Source organism: Streptomyces sp. NPDC030809 (assembly GCF_055572195.1).
On sequence record NZ_JBVIDV010000016.1, the window covers coordinates 132,753 to 157,474 of the forward strand.

Below are 24,722 nucleotides of genomic sequence, written 5' to 3' on the forward strand. Positions count from 1 at the left end.
CGCGGGTGATCCCGCGCGGGGTCACGCGGGGGGCCGGGACCGGCCGGAGGTCAGGGCGAGGGCGCCGTGGGTGGTGAGGAGCGCGCCGGCCGCGGCCCAGCCCGCATCGCGGCGGCGCGCGCCCCACACCAGCAGCGGCGCCCCCGCGGCCAGTTGGGCGGCGCCGAGCACGCGGGCGCCCGGTCCGCGGAACCACGCCCCGACCGCCCCCCGGCCCGACCACTCGACGGACTCGGCCCCCGGCGCCACCTTGGCCGCCTCGCGCAGCCGGTCGGCCGGCTCCCCGGGGGTCAGACCGGCCGGGAGGGCCAGCCCCTCCCGGGCGAGGGCCGCCACCAGGCCGACCATCCGGGCCCGTCCGTCGGCCGCCGGATCCGGCCGGGTCAGCTCCTCCAGCGCGGCCATGCCGAGGACCGGGTCCACGCCCAGCCGGGCCCCCAGGAGGCGCAGGGCGTCGGGATCGCCGTCCGGGGTCCCGTCGGCCCGCCAGCCGTACGCGATCGTGCGCCGGAATCCGGAGGCCAGCGCGAAACCGGTCCGTCCCTCGTCCCACCACAGGCCCAGCACCGGCCAGTTGACCCCCACGGCCAGCGCCGCGGCCCAGCCGGACAGGACCTCGTCCACCCGGTGCACCTCGCGGCCCCCGCCGCCCCCGGCCCGCCACGGCTTGTCCTGCGGGGTGAGCACGCTCCACCGCTCCCCGGCCGGGGCGAGCAACAGGGGTTCGCGCAGCAGGTGCGCAGCGGGGCGTACGGACGGCGGTTCGGCACGGCAGAGCAGCAGTCCGCCCGCGTTCGTCATCGAGATCGGCATGCCCACACGCTAAGGCAAAACGGGTGTTGTGGACATGAGCCCGGCATACCGGACGGAGCGGCCGGAAGGTGCGCCTTGACTTCACCTCGCCGCGATATATCGTGTCTCGTACGAGACACGATATGTTGCGTCGTGCTCCACCGAGTCGAGCCACGAGCCGAGGAGGACCAGTGACGATGACCCAGTCGACGTGGTCGGTCAGCGAGCCGCAGAAACTCCTCTTCGAGGAGCCGGTGGCGGAGCTGTGCGTCCGCGTCGTGAGCGGGGCGGTGAACATCGTGGGCGCCGAGGCCCCCGCCCGTCTGGAGGTCTCCCACCTCGACGGGCCGCCGCTGCATGTGACGCTGGCCGAGGGGGTCCTCACCGTCACCTACGAGGACCTCCAGTGGGCGAACCTCAAGAACTGGCTCGACGGCGAGGGCCGGCGGCGCACCGCCGTGGTCTCCCTCGCCGTACCGCCCGGCACCCGGGTCCGCGTCGGCGCCGTCGCGGCGGCCACCGTGGTCTCCGGGATCTCCGGCCCGGCCGAGGTCAAGGCGGCCACCGGGGACGTGACCCTCGTCGGGCTGTCCGGCCCGGTCCGCGCGGACACCGTGAGCGGCGGCATCGACGCCCAGTCGGTCACCGGCGGCCTGCGGGTCCGCTCGGTCTCCGGGGAGATCACCGTGGTCGACGGCGCGGACGCGGTGAAGGCCGAGTCGGTCAGCGGGGACGTGGTCCTCGACCTGGCCCTCGACCCGGCCGGCCCGCCCGCCGACATCAGCGTGGCCTCCGTCTCCGGTGAGGTGGCGATCCGGCTTCCGCACCCCGCGGACGCCCGCGTGGACGCGAACACCGCAGGCGGGGCCGTCACCAACGCCTTCGACGACCTGCGCGTCACCGGCCGGTTCGGGGCCAAGCGGATCACCGGCACCCTCGGCACCGGCGCCGGCACCCTCAAGGCCACCACGCTCTCCGGCTCCATCGCCCTGCTCCGCCGCCCCGACCCGGAGGCCGCCGGCCCGGCGGACGGACCGCTCGACCTCGACAAGAAGGTGCTCTGACATGCCGCCCGTCTTCGCCCACGGCCGCCTGCGCCTGTACCTGCTCAAGCTGCTCGACGAGGCGCCCCGGCACGGATACGAGGTGATCCGGCTGCTGGAGGAGCGCTTCCAGGGCCTGTACGCCCCCTCCGCAGGCACCGTGTACCCGCGGCTGGCCAAGCTGGAGGCCGAGGGGCTCGTCACCCACACCACCGAGGGCGGCCGCAAGGTCTACTCGATCACCGACGCGGGCCGCACCGAACTCGCCGGCCGCAGCGGCGAACTCGCCGACCTGGAAGTGGAGATCCGCGAGTCCGTGGCCGAACTCGCCGCGGAGATCCGCGAGGACGTCCGCGGGGCCGCGGGCGACCTGCGGCGCGAGATGCGGGCCGCGGCGGCCGCCTCCGGTCCCGGGCAGCGCCGGGACGAGACCTTCCTCGACAGCGAGGCCTGGCAGGCGGCCAAGGAGGAGCTGCGCCGGGCCAAGCAGGAGTGGAAGGAGCAGACCCGCCGGGCCAAGGACGAGAGCCGGCGGGCGCGCGAGGACGCGCAGAACGCGCGGCGGCAGGCCCAGGAGGCCCACGAGAAGGCGCGCGAGGACGTGCAGCGCATCGCCCGCCAGATGCAGGACCAGTTCACGAAGCTGGGGGTGCGGGAGGGGTTCTCCGAGCTGACCTCGCAGCTCGGCGGGCTGGCCCGGGAGGCCTCCGCCTGGCTCGGCCAGGACCGCGAGCCGGCGGCCGGCGGCAGCGGCGGCGAACGGGAGCCGGGCGGCGCCCCGGACTGGGCGGCCGACGTGCCGCGCAGCGGGGACCCGGCCCGGGACCTGGACCGGCTGCTGGACCGCTTCCGCGACGACGTCCGCGACGCGGCCCGCGACCACGGGGTGACCGACGGCCAGTACGAGGAGGCCCGCCGCCACCTGGCCGAGGCCGCCGCCGCCCTCGGCCGCACGCTGCGGCCGGGCGGCCGTACGGACTGAGCCGTACGGACTGAGCCGTACGGGCCGAGGCCGGGGCCGGGGGCGGGTGTCCCGTTCGACGGGACGCCCGGCCCCCGGCGGCGGGTTGGACGGCTCGGACGGCTCAGACGGTCAGGACCACCTTGCCGAACAGGTCGCCCGACTCCAGCTTCGCGAAGCCCTCGCGGGCCCGGTCGAGGGGCAGGACCTCGTCGATGACCGGCCGCACGCCGGTGGCCGCGCAGAAGGAGAGCAGGTCCTCCAGCTCGTCCTTCGAGCCCATCGTCGAGCCCACGACCTTGAGTTCGAGGAAGAAGATCCGGGTCAGCTCGGCGTGCGCCGGGCGGTCGCCGCTCGTGGCACCCGAGATGACCAGGGTGCCGCCGGGGCGCAGCGACTTGACCGAGTGCGACCAGGTCGCGGCGCCCACGGTCTCGATGACCGCGTCCACCCGGTGCGGCAGCCGGGCACCCGGCTCGAAGGCCTCCAGCGCGCCGAGCTCCACCGCGCGCTTGCGCTTGGCCTCGTCCCGGCTGGTCGCGAAGACCCGCAGGCCGGCGGCCTTGCCCAGGACGATCGCGGCGGTGGCCACGCCGCCGCCCGCGCCCTGGACCAGGACCGAATCCCCGGGGCGGACACCGGCATTGGTGAACAGCATCCGGTACGCGGTCAGCCACGCGGTGGGCAGGCAGGCGGCCTCCTCGAAGGAGAGCTCGGCGGGCTTGCGCAGCACGTTCCACGCGGGGACGGTGACCTGCTCGGCGAACGTGCCCTGGTAGCGCTCGGTGAGGATGGAACGGGGCTCGTCGGGGCCGACGCCGTGGCCGCTCTGGCCGATCACCGAGTGCAGCACGACCTCGTTGCCGTCCTGGTCCACGCCGGCCGCGTCGCAGCCCAGGATCATGGGGAGCTGGGCCTCGCCGAGGCCCACCCCGCGCAGGGACCACAGGTCGTGGTGGTTGAGGGAGGCGGCGCGGACATTGACGGTCACCCAGCCGGGGCGGGACTCGGGGGCCGGGCGCTCGCCCAGTACGAGGCCGTCGAGGGGGCGGTCGCGGTCGATACGTGCAGCGTAGGCAGCGAACATGGCGCCAGACGCTACCCGTCGGTACGGGGCGGGGGCCAGACCTGGCGGCACCATGAGTTCTACATCGCACCCCCGACTGCCCCCGACCGGGGCGCCCCGGGGCGGGGGCAACTCCAGCCCCTCCGGCGCTTGAGGAGCGGGGTTTGGGGCGGAGCCCCAAGACGACGGCCCGCGGTTGCCCCGGGGCGGGGGCAACTCCAGCCTCTCCGGCGTTTGAGGAGCGGGGTTCGGGGCGGAGCCCCGGGACGACGGCCCGCGGCAGCCCACGAGCCGGGGCAACTCCAGCCCCTCCGGCGCTTGAGGAGCGGGGTCTGGGGCAGGGCCCAAGGCAACCCGGCTGGCGCCGGGCACCGGGCTCTGCCCGGACCCGCGCCTCAAACGTCGGCGGGGCTGGAAGTGCCCGCGCCTCAAGCGCCCGCGGGGCTGGAAGTGCCCGCGCCTCAAGCGCCCGTGGGGCCGGAGTTGGCCACGTCACGGCTGGACAGCCGGGTATCGGCCGGGCACCGGGCTCTGCCCGGACCCGCGCCTCAAACGCCGGCGGGGCTGGAATGTGCCGGGCTCTGCCGAGACGTGCGCCCCGGGTGCCGGCGGGAGGGACGGGAACGGGCCGTGGCCCTCGCTGGGGAGGGGCACGGCCCGTTTGGCCGGGGGCGCCGCACGCGCCGGGACCGGGTCAGGGGCGCCGGGCGACGCCCTCCGCACGCGCGGCGGCCGCGACGGCCGCCGTGACCGCTTCCGCGACGCGCTCGTCGAACGGCGACGGGATCACGTAGTCCGCCGCGAGCTCGTCGCCCACCACACCCGCGATCGCGTCGGCCGCGGCGATCTTCATGCCCTCGGTGATCCGGGAGGCCCGGACCTTGAGCGCACCGGCGAAGATGCCGGGGAACGCCAGGACGTTGTTGATCTGGTTCGGGAAGTCGCTGCGGCCCGTGGCCACGACGGCCGCGTACTTGTGCGCGACGTCCGGGTGGACCTCCGGGTTCGGGTTGGCCATGGCGAAGACGAAGGAGTCCTTCGCCATGGTGGCCACCGCCTCCTCCGGCACGGTGCCGCCGGAGACGCCGATGAACACGTCCGCGCCGGCCAGCGCCTGCTCCAGGCTGCCCGAGAGCCCGGTCTTGTTGGTGAGGCCCGCGATCTCCTGCTTCACGTCGGTGAGGTCCGTACGGTCGCTGGAGACGACGCCCTTGCGGTCGGTGACGCACACGTCGCCGATGCCCGCGTCGACCAGGATCTTGGCGATGGCGATGCCCGCCGCGCCCGCACCGGAGATCACGGCGCGCAGGTCGCCGAGCGTGCGCCCGGTGAGCTTCGCGGCGTTCCGCAGGGCGGCCAGGGTCACGATCGCCGTGCCGTGCTGGTCGTCGTGGAAGATCGGGATGTCCAGGGCTTCCTGGAGCCGCCGCTCGATCTCGAAGCAGCGGGGCGCCGAGATGTCCTCCAGGTTCACTCCACCGAAGGACGGAGCGAGGCGCACCACGGTCTCGACGATCTCGTCGGTGTCCTTGGTGGCGAGGGCGATCGGGACGGCGTCCACACCGCCGAACTGCTTGAAGAGGATGGCCTTGCCCTCCATCACGGGGAGGGAGGCCTCCGGCCCGATGTCACCGAGACCGAGCACGGCCGTACCGTCGGTGACGACGGCGACCACGTTCGACTTCCAGGTGTAGTCGTGGACCAGGTCGGGCTGCTCGGCGATGGCGCTGCACACCTTCGCCACGCCGGGCGTGTAAGCGAGGGACAGGTCGTCCTTGTCGCGGACGGGCACGGTGGCCTGCACGGCCATCTTGCCGCCCCGGTGCAGCGCGAAGGCCGCATCGGGATTGTTGTCCGTGACGCTGTCGCTGCGAGGATTGACGATCTCCGCTGCCACTTTGTTTGACCCCTTAAGTCTTAATCGTTGAGGGTTGGCCACTCCTGGTTGAGGGGTGGGCGGGCACCGCGTGCGAGCTCCGGCTTCGGCATGGCGGTTGCCCCGCCTCCCTCGGAGTGGGAGGTACGTACGCGCGGGCGCGCCGCACACGCGCCCTGAGCCCCGGATGAGGGGTGTAAGGATCTGTTCTACCCGAAGAACACTCGCCCAGACGAGTCGTTTCCCCTGTGACTTTAAGCCGGTTGTCCGGTTTCACCTAAAAGTCCTCGGAACTCTGTCCAGACGTCGAGACACGCCGGAAAAATTGGCGCCCGAGGCACCCTTCACGGCAGGAATTCCGGCGGGGATCACCCTTGTCCGCAGGGACGTTGGACATCCCGGGGTGCCCGTTATCCGATTTTGACCTCACTGGCCGTCCGATTCATGCAGTCCGAATGGCAAGATGCGGAATCACACGAGGTCGCGACACTCGAAGGTGCGTGCCCGACCGTTTTCGGCCCGCTTCTGCATCCCTGCCGGAGGACCAGCTCATGACCGCTAGCACCACTCGTCGTACGACCGCCGCCCGGTCCCGGATCGCCGCGGTCGGCGCCATCGCGGTCGCCGGCGCCCTCGTTCTGACCGGCTGCGGCGACCAGACCGACAAGCAGGACGGCGGCTCGTCCCCCTCGGCCAAGTCCACCAACGCCCCGCTGTTCTCGAAGCTGCCCAAGAAGTACCAGGACTCGGGCGTCATCAAGGTCGGCACCGACGCCGCCTACGCGCCGATGGAGTTCACCGAGAACGGCAAGATCGTCGGCATCGACCCCGACATCGCCGAGGCCATCGGCAAGCAGCTCGGCGTCAAGGTCGAGTTCACCTCGGGCAACTTCGACGGCCTGATCACCTCGATCTACACCGGCCGCCAGGACCTCATCATGTCGTCCATCACGGACAACAAGAAGCGCCAGGAGGGTCTGGACGACTCCGGCAAGAAGATCGGCAAGGGCATCGACTTCGTCGACTACTTCAGCTCCGGCCTGTCCCTGATCGTCAAGAAGGGCAACCCCGAGGGGATCAAGTCCCTCGACGACCTCTGCGGCAAGTCGGTGGCCGTCCAGCGCGGCACCATCTACGAGGACACCTTCAAGGCCCAGGCCAAGAAGTGCGGTGACAAGAAGCTCACCATCCAGGCCTTCGACACCGACTCCGAGGCGCAGACCCGCCTGAAGGCCGGCGGCGCCGTCGCGGCCATGAACGACTACCCGGTCGCCGCCTACACGGCGAAGACCTCGGGCGGCGGCAACGACTTCGAGCTGACCGGCGCGCAGAGCGACGTCGGCCTCTTCGGCATCGGCGTGAGCAAGGACAACACCGGGCTCCGCGACGCCGTCAAGGACGCACTCGACGCCATCATCAAGGACGGCACCTACGCCAAGGTCCTGGAGAAGTGGAACGTCAAGGACAGCGCCGTGGACAAGGCGACCGTCAACGCCGGCTCCTGAACCACGCGCACCACTGAAGGGCAGTCATTGTGACTGACAAGATCGACAAGGGTCCGGCCGGCTCTCCGGCCGGGCCCGGCGCCTCGGGTACTCCGTACGAGGCGATCAAGGCCATTCCCGTGCGCCACTACGGCCGGTGGATCAGCGGCGTCATCGTCGTCGCCGCCCTCGGCTGGCTGGTCTACGCCTTCTCCCAGGGCAACGTCATCTGGGCGACGGTCGGCGACAAGCTCTTCGACTCCTCGGTCCTGAGCGGCCTGTGGAACACGGTCACCATCAGCGTCGGCTCCATGGCCATCGGCCTGGTGCTCGGCATCCTCTTCGCGGTCATGCGGCTGTCGAAGAACCCCGTGACGAGCGGCGTGGCCTGGCTGTACGTCTGGTTCTTCCGGGGCACCCCGGTCTACGTGCAGCTGCTGCTGTGGTTCAACCTCGCGCTGATCTTCAAGTACATCGACCTCGGGCCGATCTACAAGAACGAGACCGTCGAGGTCATGGAGCCCTGGGTGGTGGCCCTGCTGGGCCTCGGCCTCAACGAGGGCGCCTATATGTCGGAGATCGTCCGCGCGGGCATCCAGTCGGTCGACGAGGGCCAGACCGAGGCCTCGCACGCCCTCGGCATGACCCAGGTGCAGACCATGCGCCGGGTGGTCCTGCCGCAGGCCATGCGCGTGATCGTGCCGCCGACCGGCAACGAGTTCATCAACATGCTCAAGACCTCCTCCCTGGTCTCGGCCGTGCAGTACACCGAGCTCCTCCGCGCCTCGTCGAACATCGGCAACACGGCCGGTGCCATCATGGAGATGCTGTTCGTGGCCTCCATCTGGTACCTCGCGCTGACCAGCGTGTTCAGCGTCGGCCAGTACTACCTGGAGCGGCACTACGCCCGCGGTGCGACCCGCACGCTGCCGCCCACCCCCTGGCAGCGCCTGCGCGCCAACCTGAACATGTTCAAGCGCTCGGAGGTGTCGGGATGACCGCCCAGCCCATGGTCAAGGCCGAGGCCGTCCACAAGTCCTACGGCGCCGCGCACATCCTCCGGGGCATCGACCTGGAAGTCGCCCCGCGCGAGGTGTTCTGCCTGGTCGGCCCGTCCGGCTCCGGCAAGTCCACGTTCCTCCGCTGCATCAACCACCTGGAGCGGATCAACGCGGGCAAGCTGTACGTCGACGGCGACCTCGTCGGCTACCGCCAGAAGGGCGACAAGCTCTACGAGCTGAAGGACAGCGAGGTCGCGGCCCAGCGCCGGGACATCGGCATGGTCTTCCAGCGCTTCAACCTGTTCCCCCACATGACGGCCATAGAGAACGTCATGGAAGCCCCGGTCATGGTGAAGGGCGAGTCCAAGGCGGTGGCGCGCGAGCGCGCCATCCGGCTGCTCGACCGCGTCGGCCTGGGCGAGAAGGGCAACAACTACCCGTCCATGCTCTCCGGCGGGCAGCAGCAGCGCGTGGCGATCGCCCGCGCGCTGGCCATGGAACCGAAGCTGATGCTCTTCGACGAGCCCACCTCGGCCCTGGACCCGGAGCTGGTCGGCGACGTCCTCGACGTCATGCGCGACCTGGCCGAGTCCGGCATGACCATGATCGTCGTGACCCACGAGATGGGCTTCGCCCGCGAGGTCGGCGACAACCTGGTCTTCATGGACGGCGGTGTGGTGGTCGAGTCCGGCCACCCGCGCGACGTGCTGGGCAACCCGCAGCACGACCGCACCAAGGCCTTCCTGTCGAAGGTCCTGTAGCCGGTCCCGGAGTCCCGCGCGGGCCCGGGAGAACGCCGCAGGGGCGGTACGGACATCCGTACCGCCCCTGCGGCGTTCTGCGGGGCCGAGGAGGCCCTCCCGGGCTACTTCAGGGCCAGGACGAGGGCGTCCGAGGGGGAGCGCCAGACCGTGCGGGCCTCCGCGAACCCCGCCCCGCGCAGGGCCTCGGCGTGCCAGGCGTCCGAGGGGGTGTCCCCGTCGGCGTGCTCCCCGTAGATCTCGAAGCGGCGCTTCGTCGGCTCCGCGAGCACCGGGTCGGCCGCGCACAGGGCCCACCAGTCCGCCCAGTCGAGGGCGCCCGCCGCGCGCGCCCGGTCCATGCCGGCGTGCCGGTGGGCGCGCTCGGCCGCGTTGATCCGGGGGGTGGCCGGGTCGGGCATGTGGTCGGCGTTCATGAACACGCCGCCGTCCCGGACCAGCGGGGCGAGCTGCCCGTAGAGGACCTCCAGCTCCGGGCTGTGCAGCCAGTGCAGGGCGGTGGCGGTGAGCACCGCGTCGTACGCGTCGTACGGCAGCAGCGAGGTCCAGTCCGGGTCCTTGAGGTCCGCGGTGACGAAGGAGACCCGGGGGTCGCCCGCGAAGGTGCCCTCGGCGATGGTCAACAGGGCGGGGTCCAGATCCACGCCCGTGCTGACCGCATCCGGGAACCGCGCGAGGACGCGGTCCGTGATACTTCCCGTACCGCACGCGAGGTCCAGGACCCGGGGCGCGGGGCCCGCCAGCGCCTCGACCATGTCCAGCATCACCCGGAACCGCTCCTCGCGGTCGGGCATGTACCACTCCTGCTGGCGGTCCCAGCTCTCCTGCCAGGCCCGCCAGTCGGTACCGGTCTTCTGATCGGTCATCTGGAACTCCTCAGTACGTAATACCCTCGAAGCCGTATCAGCCGTTACTGGAACCCTAGACCGCTGCCGTAAGGACTACAAGTGGAACTGGCCTATTACTCGGACTATGCCGTGCGCCTGGTCAACACCGAGGAGCCGGCCCGCAACAAGGACTCCCTCACCTCCGTGGAGGCAGTCCGCGCCCTGTTCGGCGCCGCCTCGCAGATGGCCCGCCGGGCCACCGACGCGGACCTCACCCGCTTCCGCGGGGTGCGCGCCCGGCTGCGCGCGGTCTTCGAGGCGGCGGACGGCGGGGACCACACCCTCGCGGTGGACCTGCTGAACTCGCTGCTGCTGGAGTTCCCCGTCAGCCCGCAGATCTCCGGGCACGACTACCTCGACGAGGAAGGCCGGCCGCGCTGGCACATGCACCTCGCCGACCACCCCTCCAACGCCACCGCCGGCTACGCCGCCATCGCCTCCATGGGACTGGCCTTCCACCTCACGGAGTACGGCGCCGACCGGCTGGGCCTGTGCCAGGCCGCCCCCTGCCGCAACGCCTACCTCGACACCTCCACCAACCGCTCCCGGCGCTACTGCTCCGACCGCTGCGCCACCCGCGCCAACGTCGCCGCCTACCGCGCCCGCAAGCGGCTGGAGGCCGACACGTCGGCCCGCAGCGGGCGCAGCGCCGACAGCGCCCAGGAGAGCCGGGCGGCCAGCGAGCGCTGATGCGGCCCCCGCGGCCGGAAGCGGACCCGGGCGGTGGCCAGGACCAGCTCCTCGGGCACCGTCCCGTAGTCCGTGCTGTCACCCCCGGCGAACGCGTTGTCCCCGAGCACCCACCAGCCGCCCCCGCGGCGCTCGGCCGCCCGCTTGACCACCAGCAGGTCCTGCTGGAAGGGGTGGCGCAGGATCACGATCTGCCCCGGACGCACCGGCCGGCCGAAGCGCACCAGCAGCCGGTCCCCGTCCAGCAGGGTCGGCGCCATCGACGGCCCCGTCACCTCGACCACCTCGTACGGAATCCTGGACGATCTCGGTTCCAGCACCCGGGCACCTCCCGCTCCGGTCCGTAGGTTCACTCACGTGTCCCAGCATGGCCCTGGACTTTTGTCCCAAGCCCCCGGGGGTGGCCGCGAAAACCGCTTTCTCACGGAGTAATCTCCCACCTGAGAAGACGATCACGAGGAGGACCACTCCATGCTTTCCCGCCTGTTCGCCCCCGCGGCGAAGGTCAGCGCCCACTGCGACCTGCCCTGCGGCGTGTACGACCCCGCCCAGGCCCGCATCGAGGCCGAGTCGGTCAAGGCCGTCCAGGAGAAGTACCAGGCCAACGAGGACGCGGACTTCCGCGCCCGCGCGCTCGTCATCAAGGAGCAGCGCGCCGAGCTGGCCAAGCACCACGTCTCGGTCCTGTGGAGCGACTACTTCAAGGCCCCGCACTTCGAGAAGTACCCGCAGCTGCACCAGCTGGTCAACGACACCCTGAAGGCCCTCTCGGCCGCCAAGGCGTCCAACGACCCGGCGACCGGCCAGAAGGCCCTCGACCTCATCAAGGAGATCGACGAGATCTTCTGGGCGACCAAGCAGGCCTGAGCCCGCGCCCCGCAGACGCACAGCGGCCCGGCCGGAGGGATCTCCGGCCGGGCCGCCGTGCGTACGGCCCCGGGGCCGCCCCGCGCGGTCCGCTTCGGTCCGCGTCGGTCTGCGCCGGTCTGCGTCAGTCTTCGTCAGTCTTCGTCTTCGTCCTCGTCGTCCAGCCGCGCCAGCCACGTGGCCAGCCGCTCCACCGGCACCTCGAAGTCCGGGTTCAGGTCGACGAACGTGCGGAGCTGTTCGGCGAGCCACTCGAAGGTGACCTCCTCCTCGCCGCGCCGCTTCTCCAGTTCCTCGATGCCGCGATCGGTGAAGTACACAACAGGCTCCGTGCCGGGTGAGATTTCGGGTGGGACGTCCACGCCAGGATAGTCGGCCCGGACCGCCCGTCCGGGTGAAGCCCGGCGGCACCCGCCCGCCGCGCAGTTGACCGCTTTCCGACGTTAGGCCGCCCCGTCCCAGGGCAGGGATGGAGCGTCCGCAGCGGGAGGAACCACCGATGAGCCATGCCGGCACCCAGGGCGGCATACGGACCGCGCACCCCACCCACGCCCCCCGGCAGCGTGCGCGGCCCGGCCCCGCCGCCCCGCGCGCCCCGGGCCACCGGCCCCGCCCGCTGCGGCGGCCCGGCGGAGGCGCCCCGTGAGCCCGCCGCCCGAGGCCCCCGCCCTGCCGCCCGCCGTCCCGGTCCCGCTGCTGCGCGGACTGGCCGCCGCCGAGCCCACCGCCGAGGGCACCCGGCTGCTCCTCGACGCCCGCCGGGAGGACCGGACCCGGCTGCTCGAAACCCTCCGGGAGACCCTGTGCGAGGCCGCGCCGCACGGGCCCGCGGCAGAGGCCTGGGAACTGCTGGACGAGGCCGGCCGGCAGGCCCCCGGGCCCGTCCGGGATGTCCTGCACTACCCGGCCACCGGGGTCTGGGCCGAGGAGACCCTGCGCCGGCTGCGCGCCCCCGCCGGACCGCCGCCCGACCTCGGCCACCTCGGGGGACTGGCCGCGGCCGCCGCCCTGCGCGCGGAAATCGCCTTCAAGGCCGTCCTGAAGCCCGTACAGGGCCGGCTGGCCCTCCCCACCCTCGGGATCCTGCGCCCGCCCCACTCCGGCCCGTACACGCTCGGCACGGGGGCCTGGGACCCGGCGGACCCGGCCGCCCTGCCCCTGCACGCCCTGCCCTGCGGCCGCACCGCGCTCGACGACCTCGACCCGTACCGCGTGCCCGGCGGTCCCGCCGCCGCCCGGGTCGCCCGCCGGCTCACCGCCCGCGGGCACAAGCGCTGGGACACCCAGTGGACGGGCGCCTTCACCCTGCTGGAGCGGTACGACACCGCCCGCGCCCGGGAGACCGCGGAGCTGCTGCGCAGCATCGTCCCGCTGGCCGGGGGCATCCGCACCGCCGGCCCCGCCCGCCCGGCCCCCGGCTCGGTCCTCGTGCGCGGCCAGTCCCCGCCCGCCCTCGCCGCCGCCCTCGTGCAGGAGGTCCAGTACGGCAAGCTGGCCGCGCTGACCCGGCTGCTCGCCCTGCACACGCCCGGCGGGCCCGCCCGGCACCGGCCCCCCGGGCAGTCCGAACTGCGGCCCCTGGAAGCCCTCCTGGGCGGCGCGTACGCGGACCTCGCCCTCGCCGGGTACTGGCAGCGCGCCGCGCTCTACGGGGCCCGGGGCGCCTGGACCCACCACGCCCGGCACCGGACGCGGACCGCAGCCGCCCTCCCCCTGCTCGACGCGGCCCCCGAACTCACGCCCGCGGGCAGGGAGTTCGTCTCGGCCATGGCCGCCGCCGAACGGTCCATGGACACCCCGCCCGCCGGCTAGGGCGGGGCGCGGTACGGCCCGTACGGCACGGACTGCACGCCACGGCCCGGACGGCCGGAAGGCCCGGCCCCCCTGAGGGGACCGGGCCTTCCGTGTGCCGTGCGTGCTGCCGGGCCTGCGCTTACGCGTCGAAGACCTCGGCGACCAGCTGGGCCTGCTCCGCCTGGTGGCGCTTGGCGGAACCGACGGCCGGGGAGGAGGAGTGCGGCCGCGAGATGCGGCGCAGGCGCTCGCCCGCCGGGATGTCGGCACCGACCGCCAGATCGAGGTGGTCGATCAGGTTGAGCGCGATGAACGGCCAGGCACCCTGGTTCGCCGGCTCCTCCTGGGCCCACAGGTACTTCTCGGCGTTCGGGTACTTGGCGATCTCCGCCTGGAGCTCGGCACCCGCCAGCGGGTACAGGCGCTCGATGCGGATGATCGCCGTGTCCGTGACCCCGCGCTTGACCCGCTCGGCCTCCAGGTCGTAGTAGACCTTGCCCGCGCAGAAGACGACCTTGCGGACCGCGGTCGGGTCCACCGTCGTGTCGCCGATCACCGGGCGGAACGAGCCGCTGGTGAACTCCTCGGCCTTCGACGCCGCGGCCTTCAGGCGCAGCATCGACTTCGGGGTGAAGACGACGAGCGGCTTGTGGTGCGGGTTGTGGACCTGCCAGCGCAGCAGGTGGAAGTAGTTCGACGGCAGGGTCGGCATCGCCACCGTCATGTTGTTCTGCGCGCACAGCTGGAGGAAGCGCTCCGGGCGGGCGGACGAGTGGTCCGGGCCCTGGCCCTCGTAGCCGTGCGGCAGGAGCAGGGTGACGCCGGAGGTCTGGCCCCACTTCTGCTCGGCGGAGGAGATGAACTCGTCGACGACGGTCTGCGCGCCGTTGACGAAGTCGCCGAACTGCGCCTCCCACAGGACGAGCGCGTCCGGGCGGGCCAGCGAGTAGCCGTACTCGAAGCCCATGGCCGCGTACTCGGAGAGCAGCGAGTCGTAGACGTTGTAGCGGGCCTGGTCCTCGGACAGGTAGAGCAGCGGGGTGTAGTCCTCGCCGGTCTCCCGGTCCACCAGCACCGCGTGGCGCTGGCCGAAGGTGCCGCGGCGGGAGTCCTGGCCGGACAGCCGGACCGGGGTGCCCTCCAGCAGCAGCGAGCCGAAGGCCAGGGTCTCGCCCATCGCCCAGTCGATCGTGCCCTCGTCGATCATCGCCGCACGGCGCTGGATCTGCGGCAGCAGGCGCGGGTGGACGGTGATCCGCTCGGGGATGTTGACCTGGGACTCGGCGATCCGCTTGACGATCTCCTGGGAGACCGCGGTGTTCACGGCGACCGGGAACTCCGGCTGGGCGGCCGGGGCCGGCGCGGCCGCGGCGGGCTGGCCGGCGGCCTCGCGGACCTCCGCGAAGACCTTCTCCAGCTGGCCCTGGAAGTCCTGCAGCGCCTGCTCGGCCTCTTCCAGCGTGATGTCGCCGCGACCGATGAGGGACTCGGTGTAGAGCTTGCGCACCGAGCGCTTCTTGTCGATCAGGTCGTACATCAGCGGCTGCGTGAACGACGGGTTGTCGGCCTCGTTGTGACCGCGGCGGCGGTAGCAGATGAGGTCGATGACGACGTCCTTGTTGAACGCCTGGCGGAACTCGAAGGCCAGCCGGCCCACGCGGACCACGGCCTCCGGGTCGTCGCCGTTCACGTGGAAGATCGGCGCCTCGATCATGCGGGCCACGTCGGTGGCGTACATGGAGGAGCGCGAGGAGGTCGGCGCGGCGGTGAAGCCGACCTGGTTGTTGATGACGATGTGCACGGTGCCGCCGGTGCGGTAGCCGCGCAGCTGCGACATGTTCAGGGTCTCGGCGACGACACCCTGGCCGGCGAAGGCCGCGTCTCCGTGCAGCGCGACGGGCAGGACGGTGAAGTCCGTTCCGCCCTTGTTGATCAGGTCCTGCTTGGCGCGGACCACGCCCTCCAGGACCGGGTCCACCGCCTCCAGGTGCGAGGGGTTCGCGACCAGGGAGACCTTGATCTGCTCCCCGTCGAGGCCGGTGAAGGTGCCCTCGGCGCCCAGGTGGTACTTCACGTCGCCGGAGCCGTGCATGGACTTCGGGTCGAGGTTGCCCTCGAACTCGCGGAAGATCTGCGCGTACGACTTGCCGACGATGTTCGCCAGGACGTTCAGGCGGCCGCGGTGGGCCATGCCGATGGCGACCTCGTCGAGGCGGGCCTCGGCGGCCGAGTCGATGACGGCGTCGAGCAGCGGGATGACGGACTCGCCGCCCTCCAGGGAGAAGCGCTTCTGGCCGACGTACTTCGTCTGCAGGAAGGTCTCGAAGGCCTCGGCGGCGTTCAGGCGGCGCAGGATGCGCAGCTGCTCCTCGCGCTCCGGCTTGGTGTGCGGGCGCTCGATGCGGTCCTGGATCCACTTGCGCTGCTTCGGGTCCTGGATGTGCATGAACTCGACGCCGGTGGTGCGGCAGTACGAGTCGCGCAGCACGCCGAGGATGTCGCGGAGCTTCATCATCGACTTGCCGGAGAAGCCGCCGACCGCGAACTCGCGCTCCAGGTCCCACAGGGTGAGCCCGTGCTCGGTGATGTCGAGGTCGGGGTGCTTGCGCTGCTTGTACTCCAGCGGGTCGGTGTCGGCCATGACGTGGCCGCGGACCCGGTAGGAGTGGATCAGCTCGAAGACGCGGGCGGCCTTCGTGACGTCGTCGTCGTGCGAGGCGTCGATGTCGCGCAGCCAGCGGACCGGCTCGTACGGGATCCGCAGGGACTCGAAGACCTGGTCGTAGAAGCCGTCCTCGCCGAGGAGGAGGTTCGCGACGATGCGCAGGAACTCGCCGGAGGCCGCACCCTGGATGACCCGGTGGTCGTAGGTCGAGGTCAGGGTCATGACCTTGGAGATGCCCAGCTTGTTCAGGGTGTCCTGCGAGGTGCCCTGGAACTCGGCGGGGTAGTCCATGGAGCCGACGCCCATGATGACCGACTGCCCGGGCATCAGGCGGGGCACGGAGTGGACGGTGCCCAGGCCGCCGGGGTTGGTCAGGGAGACCGTGACGCCGGTGAAGTCGTCCATCGTCAGCTTGCCGACGCGGGCGCGGCGGACGATGTCCTCGTACGCCTGCCAGAACTCGAAGAAGTTGAGGGTCTCGGCCTTCTTGATGCCGGCGACGACGAGCTGGCGGTCGCCGTTCGGCTTGACCAGGTCGATCGCGAGGCCGAAGTTCACGTGCTCCGGCTTGACCAGGGTCGGCTTGCCGTCCTTCTCCGCGAAGGAGTGGTTCATCGACGGCATGGCCTTGATGGCCTGCACCATCGCGAAGCCGATGAGGTGCGTGAAGGAGATCTTCCCGCCGCGGGCCCGCTTGAGGTGGTTGTTGATGACGATGCGGTTGTCGAACAGCAGCTTCACCGGGACGGCGCGGACGGACGTGGCCGTCGGCACCTCCAGCGAGGCGTTCATGTTCTTGGCGACCGCGGCGGCCGGGCCGCGCAGCGTCACGAACTCGGGCCCGGCAGGGGCCTCGGTCGCGGGGGCGGCAGCCGGCTTCGGAGCGGCGGCGGGGGAGGCCTGGGGGGCGACCGCGGCCGGAGCGGCGGCCGGGGTCTGGGAGGTGACAGTCACAGCAGAGGCACCAGAGGGAGTGGCAGGAGCAGAGGCAGGAGCTGGAGCAGAGGGCGAGGCCTGTGCGGGTGCGGCGCCGGCCGCCCCCGTGGCGGCGGCGTCAGGGGCCTGCGGGGCCGGAGCCGGGGCCGAGGGCACGGGAGCAGACTGTGCGGTTCCGCTCGCGGTGGCCCGGGCCGTGGCGTCCGTGGTCACGGCGGGCTTCTCCGGCTGCGCCGCTGCGGCCTGGCCGCCCGGCTTGTAGTCGGCGAAGAAGTCCCACCAGGCGCGGTCGACCGAATTCGGGTCCTGGAGGTACTGCTGGTAGATCTCGTCGACGAGCCACTCGTTGGCTCCGAAGCCTGAGGCGGGGTTCTTCCCGCCACCTGCATCGGTCGTGGTGCTCGAGTTACTGGGGGACTGTGGCGACACGGCGGCAACCGCCCTCTTCCGCTTCACAAGGTGATGGACAGCGGGGATAAAGGCTACGCCTCCCCGGCGGTCAGATGCAGACCGGGCGGGACTTACGTCGCGCAAGTCACATCGAACGGCGGGTTTCGCCGGTTTGAATGGCGGGAAACAAGCGTGGTTTGCGTACGCGGCACCGTGGTTGCGACCTGTCGGCTCGCACCCCTGACGGAACCCGTGCACGTGTGGCCGAGATCCTCGCTTCCTGACTCGAACCCTACGTCAACCTGGAACTTTGCGGGCTCCCGGAAGGGTGACGAGAATCCGGCAGCCCCGCGGGGATTCGGCCACTCCGATGTGCCCGCCGTGCAGCCCCACCGCCCAGCGCGCGATCGCCAGGCCCAGGCCGGTGCCCCCGTCGCCCTTGGCGCTGCCCCGGTTGAAGCGCTCGAAGACCCGGTGCCGCTCGGCCTCCGGGATCCCGGGCCCCTCGTCGAGCACCTCCAGGACCAGGGACTCCGGCTCGGCGCCGCGGCGGGCCCGTACGGTGACCCGGCCGTGCTGCGGGCTGTGCCGGACGGCGTTGTCGATCAGGTTGGCCACCACCTGGTGCAGCCGTTCGGCGTCGGCGTGCGCGGTCAGGTCCGGCGGGAAGACGTCCAGGTGCAGGTGGACGTCCTTGCGGGTGTGCCCGCCCGTGTTCGAGGCCAGCCCCGGGCGTCCGGCCGCGGCCAGCCCGGCCTCCTTGAGCACCCCCGACAGGTACGGCCAGACCTCGAAGCGGCGCGCGTTCAGCGGCACCACCCCGTTGTCCACGCGGGACAGGTCCAGCAGGGTCTCCACCAGCCCGCCGAGCCGCTCGGTCTGCTTGAGCATGGTCCGCATGGTCTCGCCGTCCGGCTCCGAGACCCCGTCCACCACGTTCTCCAGCACCGCCCGCAGCGCCGCGATGGGCGTGCGCAGCTCGTGCGAGACGTTCGCGACCAGCTCCTTGCGGTGCCGGTCCACCGCCTCCAGGTCGTCCGCCATCACGTTGATCGTGGCGGCCAGGGCGCCGAGCTCGTCCCGGCGGTCCGCGCCCTGCACCCGCCGGGTGAAGTCACCGTGCGAGATCGCGCGGGCCACCGTGGTCATCTCGTCCAGCGGGGCCGTCATGCTGTGCGCCACGAACTGGGTGATCAGCATGGACGCGATCACCGAGAAGACGGTGATGAAGCGGAGCTCGGTGTCCGTGCGCAGGGCCACCATCAGCAGGCCCGTGGTGATGAAGACCGAGACCACCACCAGGGTGCCGAGCTTGGTCTTGATCGAGAACGGCCGCATCCGGGGCCGCACCCCGGGCCGCAGCGGGCGCTGCCCCGGAGCCCCCGGCCGGGCCGCCCCGTGCCCCGCCCCCCGCCGCGCCACCGGTCCCGGCCCGGCGGTCATGACGCCGGGGTCTCCAGCGCGTATCCCACGCCGTGCACGGTACGGATCCGCTCGGCGCCGATCTTCCGGCGCAGGGCCTTGATGTGGCTGTCCACGGTCCGGGTCCCGGAGGCGTCCGCCCAGTCCCAGACCTCGGCGAGCAGCTGCTCCCGGGAGAGCACGGCCCGGGGGGTGCCGGCCAGGCAGACCAGCAGGTCGAACTCGGTCGGCGTCAGGTGCACGTCCGCCGTCTGCACCCGCACCCGGCGCTGCGCGTGGTCGATCTCCAGGTCGCCCAGCCGCAGGGTGCCCGCCTTGGGGGCGGCCGCGGCCAGCGTGGCCCGCTCCACCCGGCGCAGCAGCACGTGCACCCGGGCGGCCAGCTCCCGCATGGAGAACGGCTTGGTCATGTAGTCGTCCGCGCCCACCCCGAGGCCGACCAGCAGGTCCGTCTCGTCGTCGCGGGCCGTCAGCATCAGCACGGGCACCGGGCGCTGCGCCTGCACCCGCCGGCAGACCTCCAGCCCGTCGAAGCCCGGCAGCATCACGTCGAGCACCAGCAGGTCGGGCAGCCAGCCCTCGGCGGCGGCCACGGCGGCGGGGCCGTCGGCGGCCGTCTCCACCTGGAAGCCCTCGGCCCGCAGCCGGGCGGCGATGGCCTCCGCGATGGTCTGGTCGTCCTCGACGACGAGGACCCGCCGCTGGGCGCCGGGGGTTGCCGCTGCCGCGCTGTGGGTGTGTGCCTGTTCCATGCCCCGCCCCTGTTCGGCCGTACTCGCTGCTCGTCGTCGTCCTCGTCGCCCGGACCGGCCCGCCGGGAGGTGCAGAGGTCGGGTCGGTGATCCGCGCGATGGGGAGCAGCGTAGAGGAGTCCCGCAGCACCGGCCATGCCCGGTGGGTCCAGGTCAGGACGGCCCGGGCAAGGGGCACCTCTTGGGTGGGCAACGGGCTGAATCCGGCATTCCGGATCGTCCGGAAGGGGGCGTCTAGAACGGGGGGAGGGCCTTCAGGACCGCGTCGAGGCCCGGGGGCAGGACCGTCTCCTGCGCGGCCACCTCGCGGCCCGCGTGCACGAAGGCGTACGTGAAGGTGTCGTAGGACTGCGGGTCCGTGCTGACCCGCGGCAGGCGGGGGAAGTCGGCGGCGGCCAGCGCCTCGCGCAGCTTCGCCAGCCGCGCCCCGGTGAGCCGGCCGGTGCCCGTCTCCCTGCCGTGGTCGAGCCGCCGGTACGAGCCGTCCCCCGCGACCAGGATGCTCTTGTGCTCCCGGCCGGTGTAGCCGCCGCTGCGGGTCACCGTCACCAGGCGCTGGTCGGCGCGGGTGGCCTGCGGGGCGGGGGCCGTGGGAGACGGCCCGCCGGGGGAGGCGGGCGGGGCCGGCGAGCCGGCGGGGGCCGCGGCGGAGCGGGACGGGCCGGCCGGAGGGTCCGCGGCCTCCGTGCCGGGGGCGCAGGCCGCGAGGACCAGCGCCGCGCCCAGGACGGCCGCCGCCGTACGCACCTTGCCCATGCCCAACCTCCGGGAACGCGGGGACCGCCGAGCCCGAGTATGCGGCCCGCGGGCCGGTACGTCAGCCCGGCGGGGGATCCGGAACGGAGCCGTCCGTGCGCGTTCGCCGTCGGCGAACGGGAGTTGGGGAACACCGGGCCGCGCAGATGCATTGAGTCGGCATAGCTCAACTTCACTGCCGGAGGGAAGATCATGGCTTCGACGTCCGTACCGCTCACCCTGCCCGTGCTGCCGCTTGACGACGAGGTCGTGCTGCCGGGCATGGTGGTGCCGCTCGACCTCTCCGACACGGAGGTGCGCGCGGCCGTCGAAGCAGCCCAGGCCGCGGCCGGCGGCGGGAGCGGCAAACCCAAGGTGCTCCTGGTGCCGCGCATCGACGGCAAGTACGCCGCGACCGGCGTGCTGGGCACCGTCGAGCAGGTGGGCCGGCTCTCCGACGGGGACCCCGGCGCGCTCATCCGCGGCCGCGGCCGCGTGCGCATCGGGGCCGGGACCACCGGCCCCGGTGCGGCCCTGTGGGTGGAGGGCGAGACCGTGCCCGAGGAGGTCCCCGATCCGCTGCCCGGGGCCGTGGCCGAGCTGGTCAAGGAGTACAAGGCGCTGGCCACCAGCTGGCTCCGCAAGCGCGGGGCCTGGCAGGTCGTGGACCGGGTGGCCCAGATCGAGGGCGTGTCGGCCCTCGCCGACAACTCCGGCTACTCGCCCTTCCTGACCACCGCGCAGAAGGTCGAGCTGCTGGAGACCTCCGACCCGGTGGCCCGCCTCCGGCTGGCCGTCAAGCAGCTCGGCGAGCACCTCGCCGAGGAGGACGTGGCCGAGTCCATCGCCAAGGACGTCCAGGACGGCGTGGACAAGCAGCAGCGCGAGTTCCTGCTGCGCCGCCAGCTGGAGGCCGTGCGCAAGGAGCTGCGCGAGCTGAACGGCGACCCCGAGGGCGAGGAGTCCGACGACTACCGCGCCCGGGTGGAGGCCGCCGACCTGCCGGAGAAGGTCCGCGAGGCCGCCCTCAAGGAGGTGGACAAGCTCGAACGCTCCAGCGACCAGAGCCCCGAGGGCTCCTGGATCCGCACCTGGCTGGACACCGTGCTCGAACTCCCCTGGAACGAGCGGACCGAGGACGCGTACGACATCCGGGGCGCCCGGGCCGTCCTCGACGCCGAACACGCGGGCCTCGACGACGTCAAGGAGCGCATCACCGAGTACCTCGCGGTCCGCAAGCGCCGCTCCGACCGCGGCATGGGCCTGGTCGGCGGGCGCCGCGGGGGCGCCGTGCTCGCCCTCGTCGGCCCGCCCGGCGTCGGCAAGACCTCGCTCGGCGAGTCCGTCGCGCACGCCATGGGCCGCAAGTTCGTCCGCGTCGCCCTCGGCGGCGTCAGGGACGAGGCCGAGGTCCGCGGCCACCGCCGCACCTACGTGGGCGCCCTGCCCGGCCGCATCGTCCGGGCCATCAAGGAGGCCGGCTCGATGAACCCCGTGGTCCTCCTCGACGAGATCGACAAGGTGGGCTCCGACTTCCGCGGGGACCCGGCCGCCGCCCTCCTCGAAGTGCTGGACCCGGCCCAGAACCACACCTTCCGGGACCACTACCTGGAGGTGGAACTCGACCTGAGCGACGTGGTCTTCCTCGCCACCGCCAACGTCCTGGAGGCCATCCCCGAGGCCCTGCTCGACCGCATGGAACTGGTCCGCCTCGACGGCTACACCGAGGACGAGAAGGTCGTCATCGCCCGCGACCACCTGCTGCCGCGCCAGCTGGAGCGGGCCGGACTGGCCGCCGACGAGGTCTCCCTGACCGAGGAGGCGCTGCGCAGCCTGGCGGGCGAGTACACCCGCGAGGCGGGCGTGCGCACCCTGGAGCGCGCGCTGGCCCGGCTGCTGCGCAAGGTGGCCGCCCAGCACGAACTCGACGAGCGGGAGCTGCCGTTCACGGTCGGTGCCGAGGACCTGCGCGCGCTCATCGGGCGCCCGCACCACGTGCCCGAGTCGGCCCAGGACCCGGCCGAGCGGCGCACCGCCGTCCCCGGGGTCGCCACCGGCCTGGCCGTGACCGGGGCCGGCGGGGACGTGCTGTACGTGGAGGCCTCGCTCGCCGATCCCGAGACGGGCGCGGCGGGGCTGACCCTCACCGGGCAGCTGGGCGACGTGATGAAGGAGTCCGCGCAGATCGCGCTCAGCTTCCTGCGCTCGCACGGGGCCGAGCTGGAGCTGCCGGTGGCCGACCTCAAGGACCGGGGCGTGCACATCCACTTCCCGGCCGGCGCGGTCCCCAAGGACGGTCCGAGCGCGGGCATCACGATGACCACCGCCCTGGCCTCCCTGCTCTCCGGCCGCCAGGTCCGCACCGACGTGGCGATGACCGGCGAGGTCTCGCTGACCGGCCGGGTGCTGCCGATCGGCGGGGTGAAGCAGAAGCTGCTGGCCGCGCACCGGGCGGGGATGACCACCGTGATCATCCCCAAGCGCAACGAGGCCGACCTGGACGACGTCCCGGCGGAGGTGCTCGACAAGCTGGAGGTGCACCCGGTGAGCGACGTGCGCCAGGTGCTGGAGCTGGCCCTGACGGAGGCGGCGGTCCCGGTGGCGGCGGCCGCGGCCTGACCTACCCGCCGGTACTCCCGTCCGGCACCCGCACGACCCCCGGACGCGCCGCCCGGGCCCCCGCCGCCTGCGGGGGCCCGGGCGGGCGCGCTGCGAAATACTGGTGCCCCGACCGGTCGCGCAAGGCCGGGGACACCACCGATGGGAGCGCACGTGCAGGGCAGTGGAGAGCAGGAGTTCCTCGCTCTGGAGCGGGAGCTTTCCGTGTTCCTCCGGCGCGCCAGGGCGTCGTCCGGGGAGATGGCGCGGGAGCTCCACCCCGAGCTGGAGCCCGCCGCGTACGGACTGCTCGTACGCCTGGAGGAGGCGGGGCGGCAGCGGGCCACCGACCTGGCCGCGTACTTCGGGGTGGGCAAGGCGACCATGAGCCGTCAGCTGCGGGCCCTGGAGGAGCTGGGCCTCCTGGCGCGGGAGCCGGACCCGGCGGACGGCCGGGCCTCCCTCGTGGGCCTGACCCCCGAGGGCCGGGAGCGGTTCCTGAAGGTGCGCGACGCCCGGCGGGTCCAGTACATGCGCAAGCTCGCCGGCTGGGACCGCGGCGAGGTCGCGGAACTGGCCCGGCTGCTCCACCAGCTCAACGCGGGCGCCGAGTCCTGACACCGGGCGGGGACCGCACCGGCGCGGGCCGGCGGTCCCGCCGGGCGCAGGCCCCCCGCCGCAGGCCCCGCCGTCCTCACAGCTCCGCGTAGAGCGCCGAGGCGTCGTCGTGCCGCTTGCCCCGCGGCACCGGGCCGGGCCCCGACTCCAGCACCCGGACCCGGTCGAGCAGGGCCCGTACGCCCTCCTTGCGCAGCAGGCCCATGCAGGCCGTCCAGTCGCCCTCCCGGAAGGTGTCCGTCCAGCGGGTCGCCCCGTCGGTGAGGGCCGCGGCCGCGGTCACCTCCGCCCGCGGCAGGCGGCCGGTCACCGCCCGCCCGGCCACCGCCGGGTCCGCGGCCGCCGTGAAGAAGGCGGACTCCGCGGCGGCCGCGTTGCGCAGGGCGTCCGTCGCCGCGCGGGAGCGCAGCACCTCCCGCGGGACCCGGTCCAGCCGGTCGTCGCGGACGGCCGACACCGTCCCGTCCGGGCCCCGCAGCAGCAGCACCGAGTCGGACAGCACGAGGTACTCGAAGACCTCCTCGTCCCAGCGGGCCAGCACCACGGTCGCCTGCGGGGTGCGGACGTGAGAAAGGTCACACGAGCCCCGGTGCTCTCCGGCGGTACGGCGGACGGCCTCCGCCAGGACCTGTGAAAGGGTCATGTTCCGTAGCGATCCGGACAGTTCGGTCAGCCGACCGCCGAGCCGGGCCGTGAACCAGGGCACTCCGTGCGTGCAGCCGTCCCCGCCCGCGGGCGGAGTCACCCCGTCCAGTGCCACCAGGACTCCGCCCTGGCCGCAGGCCGGAATCGCGGCCGACACCCAGTCCTCGTTGGGGCGTTGCGGATCCCCCGGGAGGGAGGCCATCTCGATGCGCATGGGCCCAGTCTGCCCGGCTTGTCCGGGTCTGGTGGGCGAATTGCCGTGCAGGGTGCCGCAGGTACGGACCAGGGCCCCCGGTACGGCCTCCCGGTGCGCGCAACCCGCAGCCGGGAAGGGAATTCGGCCCTCCGCGGCGATGTGGGCGCGCATACTGCCAAAGGCCCCAGCGATGTTTCAACCGCCGGTCCGCCACCGGCCCCCGGCGGGGTCCGGCCCGAGTTGATCGCCAACTCGCACCTGATGTTCACTCGTTCGAGTGGCCGGGCCGGCGATGCACGCCTGTCTCCCAAACACACTTGGAATGGTCTGAAGCGGTACGAGGGGGCAGGGGCGTTTACTTGTTGACCGGCCGTCACCTCGGCCAGGGAAATCCCCCGGGGCAAACCCCGGGGAAGCAGACGAGTACACGTACAGGATTGCGAGCACCGGTGGCGAACAAGCGGTCTCGGAGGACCGGCAGCAGCACGGCGAGGACCGAACGCTCCGGAGGCACCGCGGGCCACGGGGCCGAGAGCCGTCCCG

Annotated in this window: 21 protein-coding genes; 10 read left to right on the forward strand and 11 right to left on the reverse strand. The window is 72.7% G+C overall.

Going from position 1 to position 24,722, the window contains the following annotated elements; genetic code table 11:
- Positions 1-21: 21 nt before the first annotated feature.
- Positions 22-807: a hypothetical protein gene (locus tag ACZ407_RS21905; protein ID WP_468130789.1), complete on the reverse strand. Its 786-nt coding sequence runs from the start codon at positions 805-807 to the stop codon at positions 22-24.
- 182 nt (positions 808-989) lie between these two features.
- On the opposite strand from ACZ407_RS21905, the gene ACZ407_RS21910 reads away from it, so the two are divergent.
- Positions 990-1,856, forward strand: a complete 867-nt coding sequence (locus ACZ407_RS21910) for a DUF4097 family beta strand repeat-containing protein (protein WP_468130655.1) — start codon at positions 990-992, stop codon at positions 1,854-1,856.
- A gap of 1 nt (position 1,857) precedes the next feature.
- Positions 1,858-2,817: a PadR family transcriptional regulator gene (locus tag ACZ407_RS21915; RefSeq protein WP_468130657.1), complete on the forward strand. Its 960-nt coding sequence runs from the start codon at positions 1,858-1,860 to the stop codon at positions 2,815-2,817.
- A 103-nt stretch (positions 2,818-2,920) separates the two neighbouring features.
- On the opposite strand, the gene ACZ407_RS21920 is transcribed toward ACZ407_RS21915, so the two are convergent.
- Both ACZ407_RS21920 and ACZ407_RS21925 read right to left on the reverse strand, forming a co-directional pair.
- Entirely contained in the window at positions 2,921-3,883 is a 963-nt protein-coding gene (locus ACZ407_RS21920) for a zinc-binding dehydrogenase (protein WP_468130659.1), read from the reverse strand.
- A gap of 673 nt (positions 3,884-4,556) precedes the next feature.
- Positions 4,557-5,759, reverse strand: coding sequence for an NAD(P)-dependent malic enzyme (locus ACZ407_RS21925; protein WP_468130661.1), 1,203 nt, complete (start codon positions 5,757-5,759; stop codon positions 4,557-4,559).
- Between the two features lie 530 nt (positions 5,760-6,289).
- On the opposite strand from ACZ407_RS21925, the gene ACZ407_RS21930 reads away from it, so the two are divergent.
- The 3 genes from ACZ407_RS21930 to ACZ407_RS21940 are packed head-to-tail and all read left to right on the forward strand — an operon-like array spanning position 6,290 to position 8,984.
- Positions 6,290-7,243 carry an ABC transporter substrate-binding protein gene (locus ACZ407_RS21930; RefSeq protein WP_468130663.1) on the forward strand — a complete coding sequence of 318 codons (954 nt, stop codon included), beginning with the start codon at positions 6,290-6,292 and terminating at the stop codon, positions 7,241-7,243.
- Positions 7,244-7,272: 29 nt separating this feature from the next.
- Complete coding sequence (locus tag ACZ407_RS21935; protein WP_468130665.1) at positions 7,273-8,220, forward strand: amino acid ABC transporter permease; 948 nt, start codon at positions 7,273-7,275, stop codon at positions 8,218-8,220.
- Positions 8,217-8,984 (forward strand): amino acid ABC transporter ATP-binding protein, encoded by a 768-nt coding sequence (locus ACZ407_RS21940; protein WP_468130667.1) that lies wholly within the window; start codon positions 8,217-8,219, stop codon positions 8,982-8,984. Before ACZ407_RS21935 ends, ACZ407_RS21940 begins: the two co-directional genes overlap by 4 nt.
- A 104-nt stretch (positions 8,985-9,088) precedes the next feature.
- On the opposite strand, the gene ACZ407_RS21945 is transcribed toward ACZ407_RS21940, so the two are convergent.
- Complete coding sequence (locus ACZ407_RS21945; RefSeq protein ID WP_468130669.1) at positions 9,089-9,850, reverse strand: class I SAM-dependent methyltransferase; 762 nt, start codon at positions 9,848-9,850, stop codon at positions 9,089-9,091.
- 81 nt (positions 9,851-9,931) lie between these two features.
- On the opposite strand from ACZ407_RS21945, the gene ACZ407_RS21950 reads away from it, so the two are divergent.
- Positions 9,932-10,561, forward strand: coding sequence for a CGNR zinc finger domain-containing protein (locus ACZ407_RS21950; RefSeq protein ID WP_468130671.1), 630 nt, complete (start codon positions 9,932-9,934; stop codon positions 10,559-10,561).
- On the opposite strand, the gene sodX is transcribed toward ACZ407_RS21950, so the two are convergent.
- Positions 10,465-10,881 carry a nickel-type superoxide dismutase maturation protease gene (sodX, locus tag ACZ407_RS21955; protein ID WP_468130673.1) on the reverse strand — a complete coding sequence of 139 codons (417 nt, stop codon included), beginning with the start codon at positions 10,879-10,881 and terminating at the stop codon, positions 10,465-10,467. The two genes, ACZ407_RS21950 and sodX, sit on opposite strands and share 97 nt — an antisense overlap.
- Positions 10,882-11,032: 151 nt before the next feature.
- Between sodX and sodN the strand changes: the two genes are divergently transcribed.
- Positions 11,033-11,428: a superoxide dismutase, Ni gene (gene sodN, locus ACZ407_RS21960; RefSeq protein WP_468130675.1), complete on the forward strand. Its 396-nt coding sequence runs from the start codon at positions 11,033-11,035 to the stop codon at positions 11,426-11,428.
- 134 nt (positions 11,429-11,562) lie between these two features.
- On the opposite strand, the gene ACZ407_RS21965 is transcribed toward sodN, so the two are convergent.
- A complete protein-coding gene (locus ACZ407_RS21965; protein ID WP_064729792.1) occupies positions 11,563-11,748 on the reverse strand; it encodes a DUF6104 family protein in 186 nt (61 codons plus the stop codon).
- Positions 11,749-12,070: 322 nt separating this feature from the next.
- On the opposite strand from ACZ407_RS21965, the gene ACZ407_RS21970 reads away from it, so the two are divergent.
- On the forward strand, positions 12,071-13,240 hold the full coding sequence (locus tag ACZ407_RS21970) for an aKG-HExxH-type peptide beta-hydroxylase (protein ID WP_468130677.1): 1,170 nt from the start codon (positions 12,071-12,073) through the stop codon (positions 13,238-13,240).
- A 121-nt stretch (positions 13,241-13,361) separates the two neighbouring features.
- Here the strand turns inward: ACZ407_RS21970 and ACZ407_RS21975 are convergent, their stop codons facing one another.
- The 4 genes from ACZ407_RS21975 to ACZ407_RS21990 form a co-directional block, all read right to left on the reverse strand.
- On the reverse strand, positions 13,362-17,252 hold the full coding sequence (locus ACZ407_RS21975) for a multifunctional oxoglutarate decarboxylase/oxoglutarate dehydrogenase thiamine pyrophosphate-binding subunit/dihydrolipoyllysine-residue succinyltransferase subunit (protein WP_468130679.1): 3,891 nt from the start codon (positions 17,250-17,252) through the stop codon (positions 13,362-13,364).
- A gap of 258 nt (positions 17,253-17,510) precedes the next feature.
- Positions 17,511-18,551 (reverse strand): HAMP domain-containing sensor histidine kinase, encoded by a 1,041-nt coding sequence (locus ACZ407_RS21980; protein ID WP_468130790.1) that lies wholly within the window; start codon positions 18,549-18,551, stop codon positions 17,511-17,513.
- 101 nt (positions 18,552-18,652) lie between these two features.
- Positions 18,653-19,387, reverse strand: a complete 735-nt coding sequence (locus ACZ407_RS21985; protein ID WP_468130681.1) for a response regulator transcription factor — start codon at positions 19,385-19,387, stop codon at positions 18,653-18,655.
- A gap of 234 nt (positions 19,388-19,621) precedes the next feature.
- Complete coding sequence (locus ACZ407_RS21990; RefSeq protein WP_468130683.1) at positions 19,622-20,143, reverse strand: hypothetical protein; 522 nt, start codon at positions 20,141-20,143, stop codon at positions 19,622-19,624.
- Positions 20,144-20,335: 192 nt separating this feature from the next.
- On the opposite strand from ACZ407_RS21990, the gene lon reads away from it, so the two are divergent.
- Both lon and ACZ407_RS22000 read left to right on the forward strand, forming a co-directional pair.
- Positions 20,336-22,741 carry an endopeptidase La gene (gene lon, locus ACZ407_RS21995; protein WP_468130685.1) on the forward strand — a complete coding sequence of 802 codons (2,406 nt, stop codon included), beginning with the start codon at positions 20,336-20,338 and terminating at the stop codon, positions 22,739-22,741.
- Between the two features lie 141 nt (positions 22,742-22,882).
- A complete protein-coding gene (locus ACZ407_RS22000) occupies positions 22,883-23,338 on the forward strand; it encodes a MarR family winged helix-turn-helix transcriptional regulator (protein WP_468130687.1) in 456 nt (151 codons plus the stop codon).
- A gap of 76 nt (positions 23,339-23,414) precedes the next feature.
- Here the strand turns inward: ACZ407_RS22000 and ACZ407_RS22005 are convergent, their stop codons facing one another.
- Complete coding sequence (locus ACZ407_RS22005; protein ID WP_468130689.1) at positions 23,415-24,197, reverse strand: hypothetical protein; 783 nt, start codon at positions 24,195-24,197, stop codon at positions 23,415-23,417.
- Between the last annotated feature and the right edge of the window lie 525 nt (positions 24,198-24,722).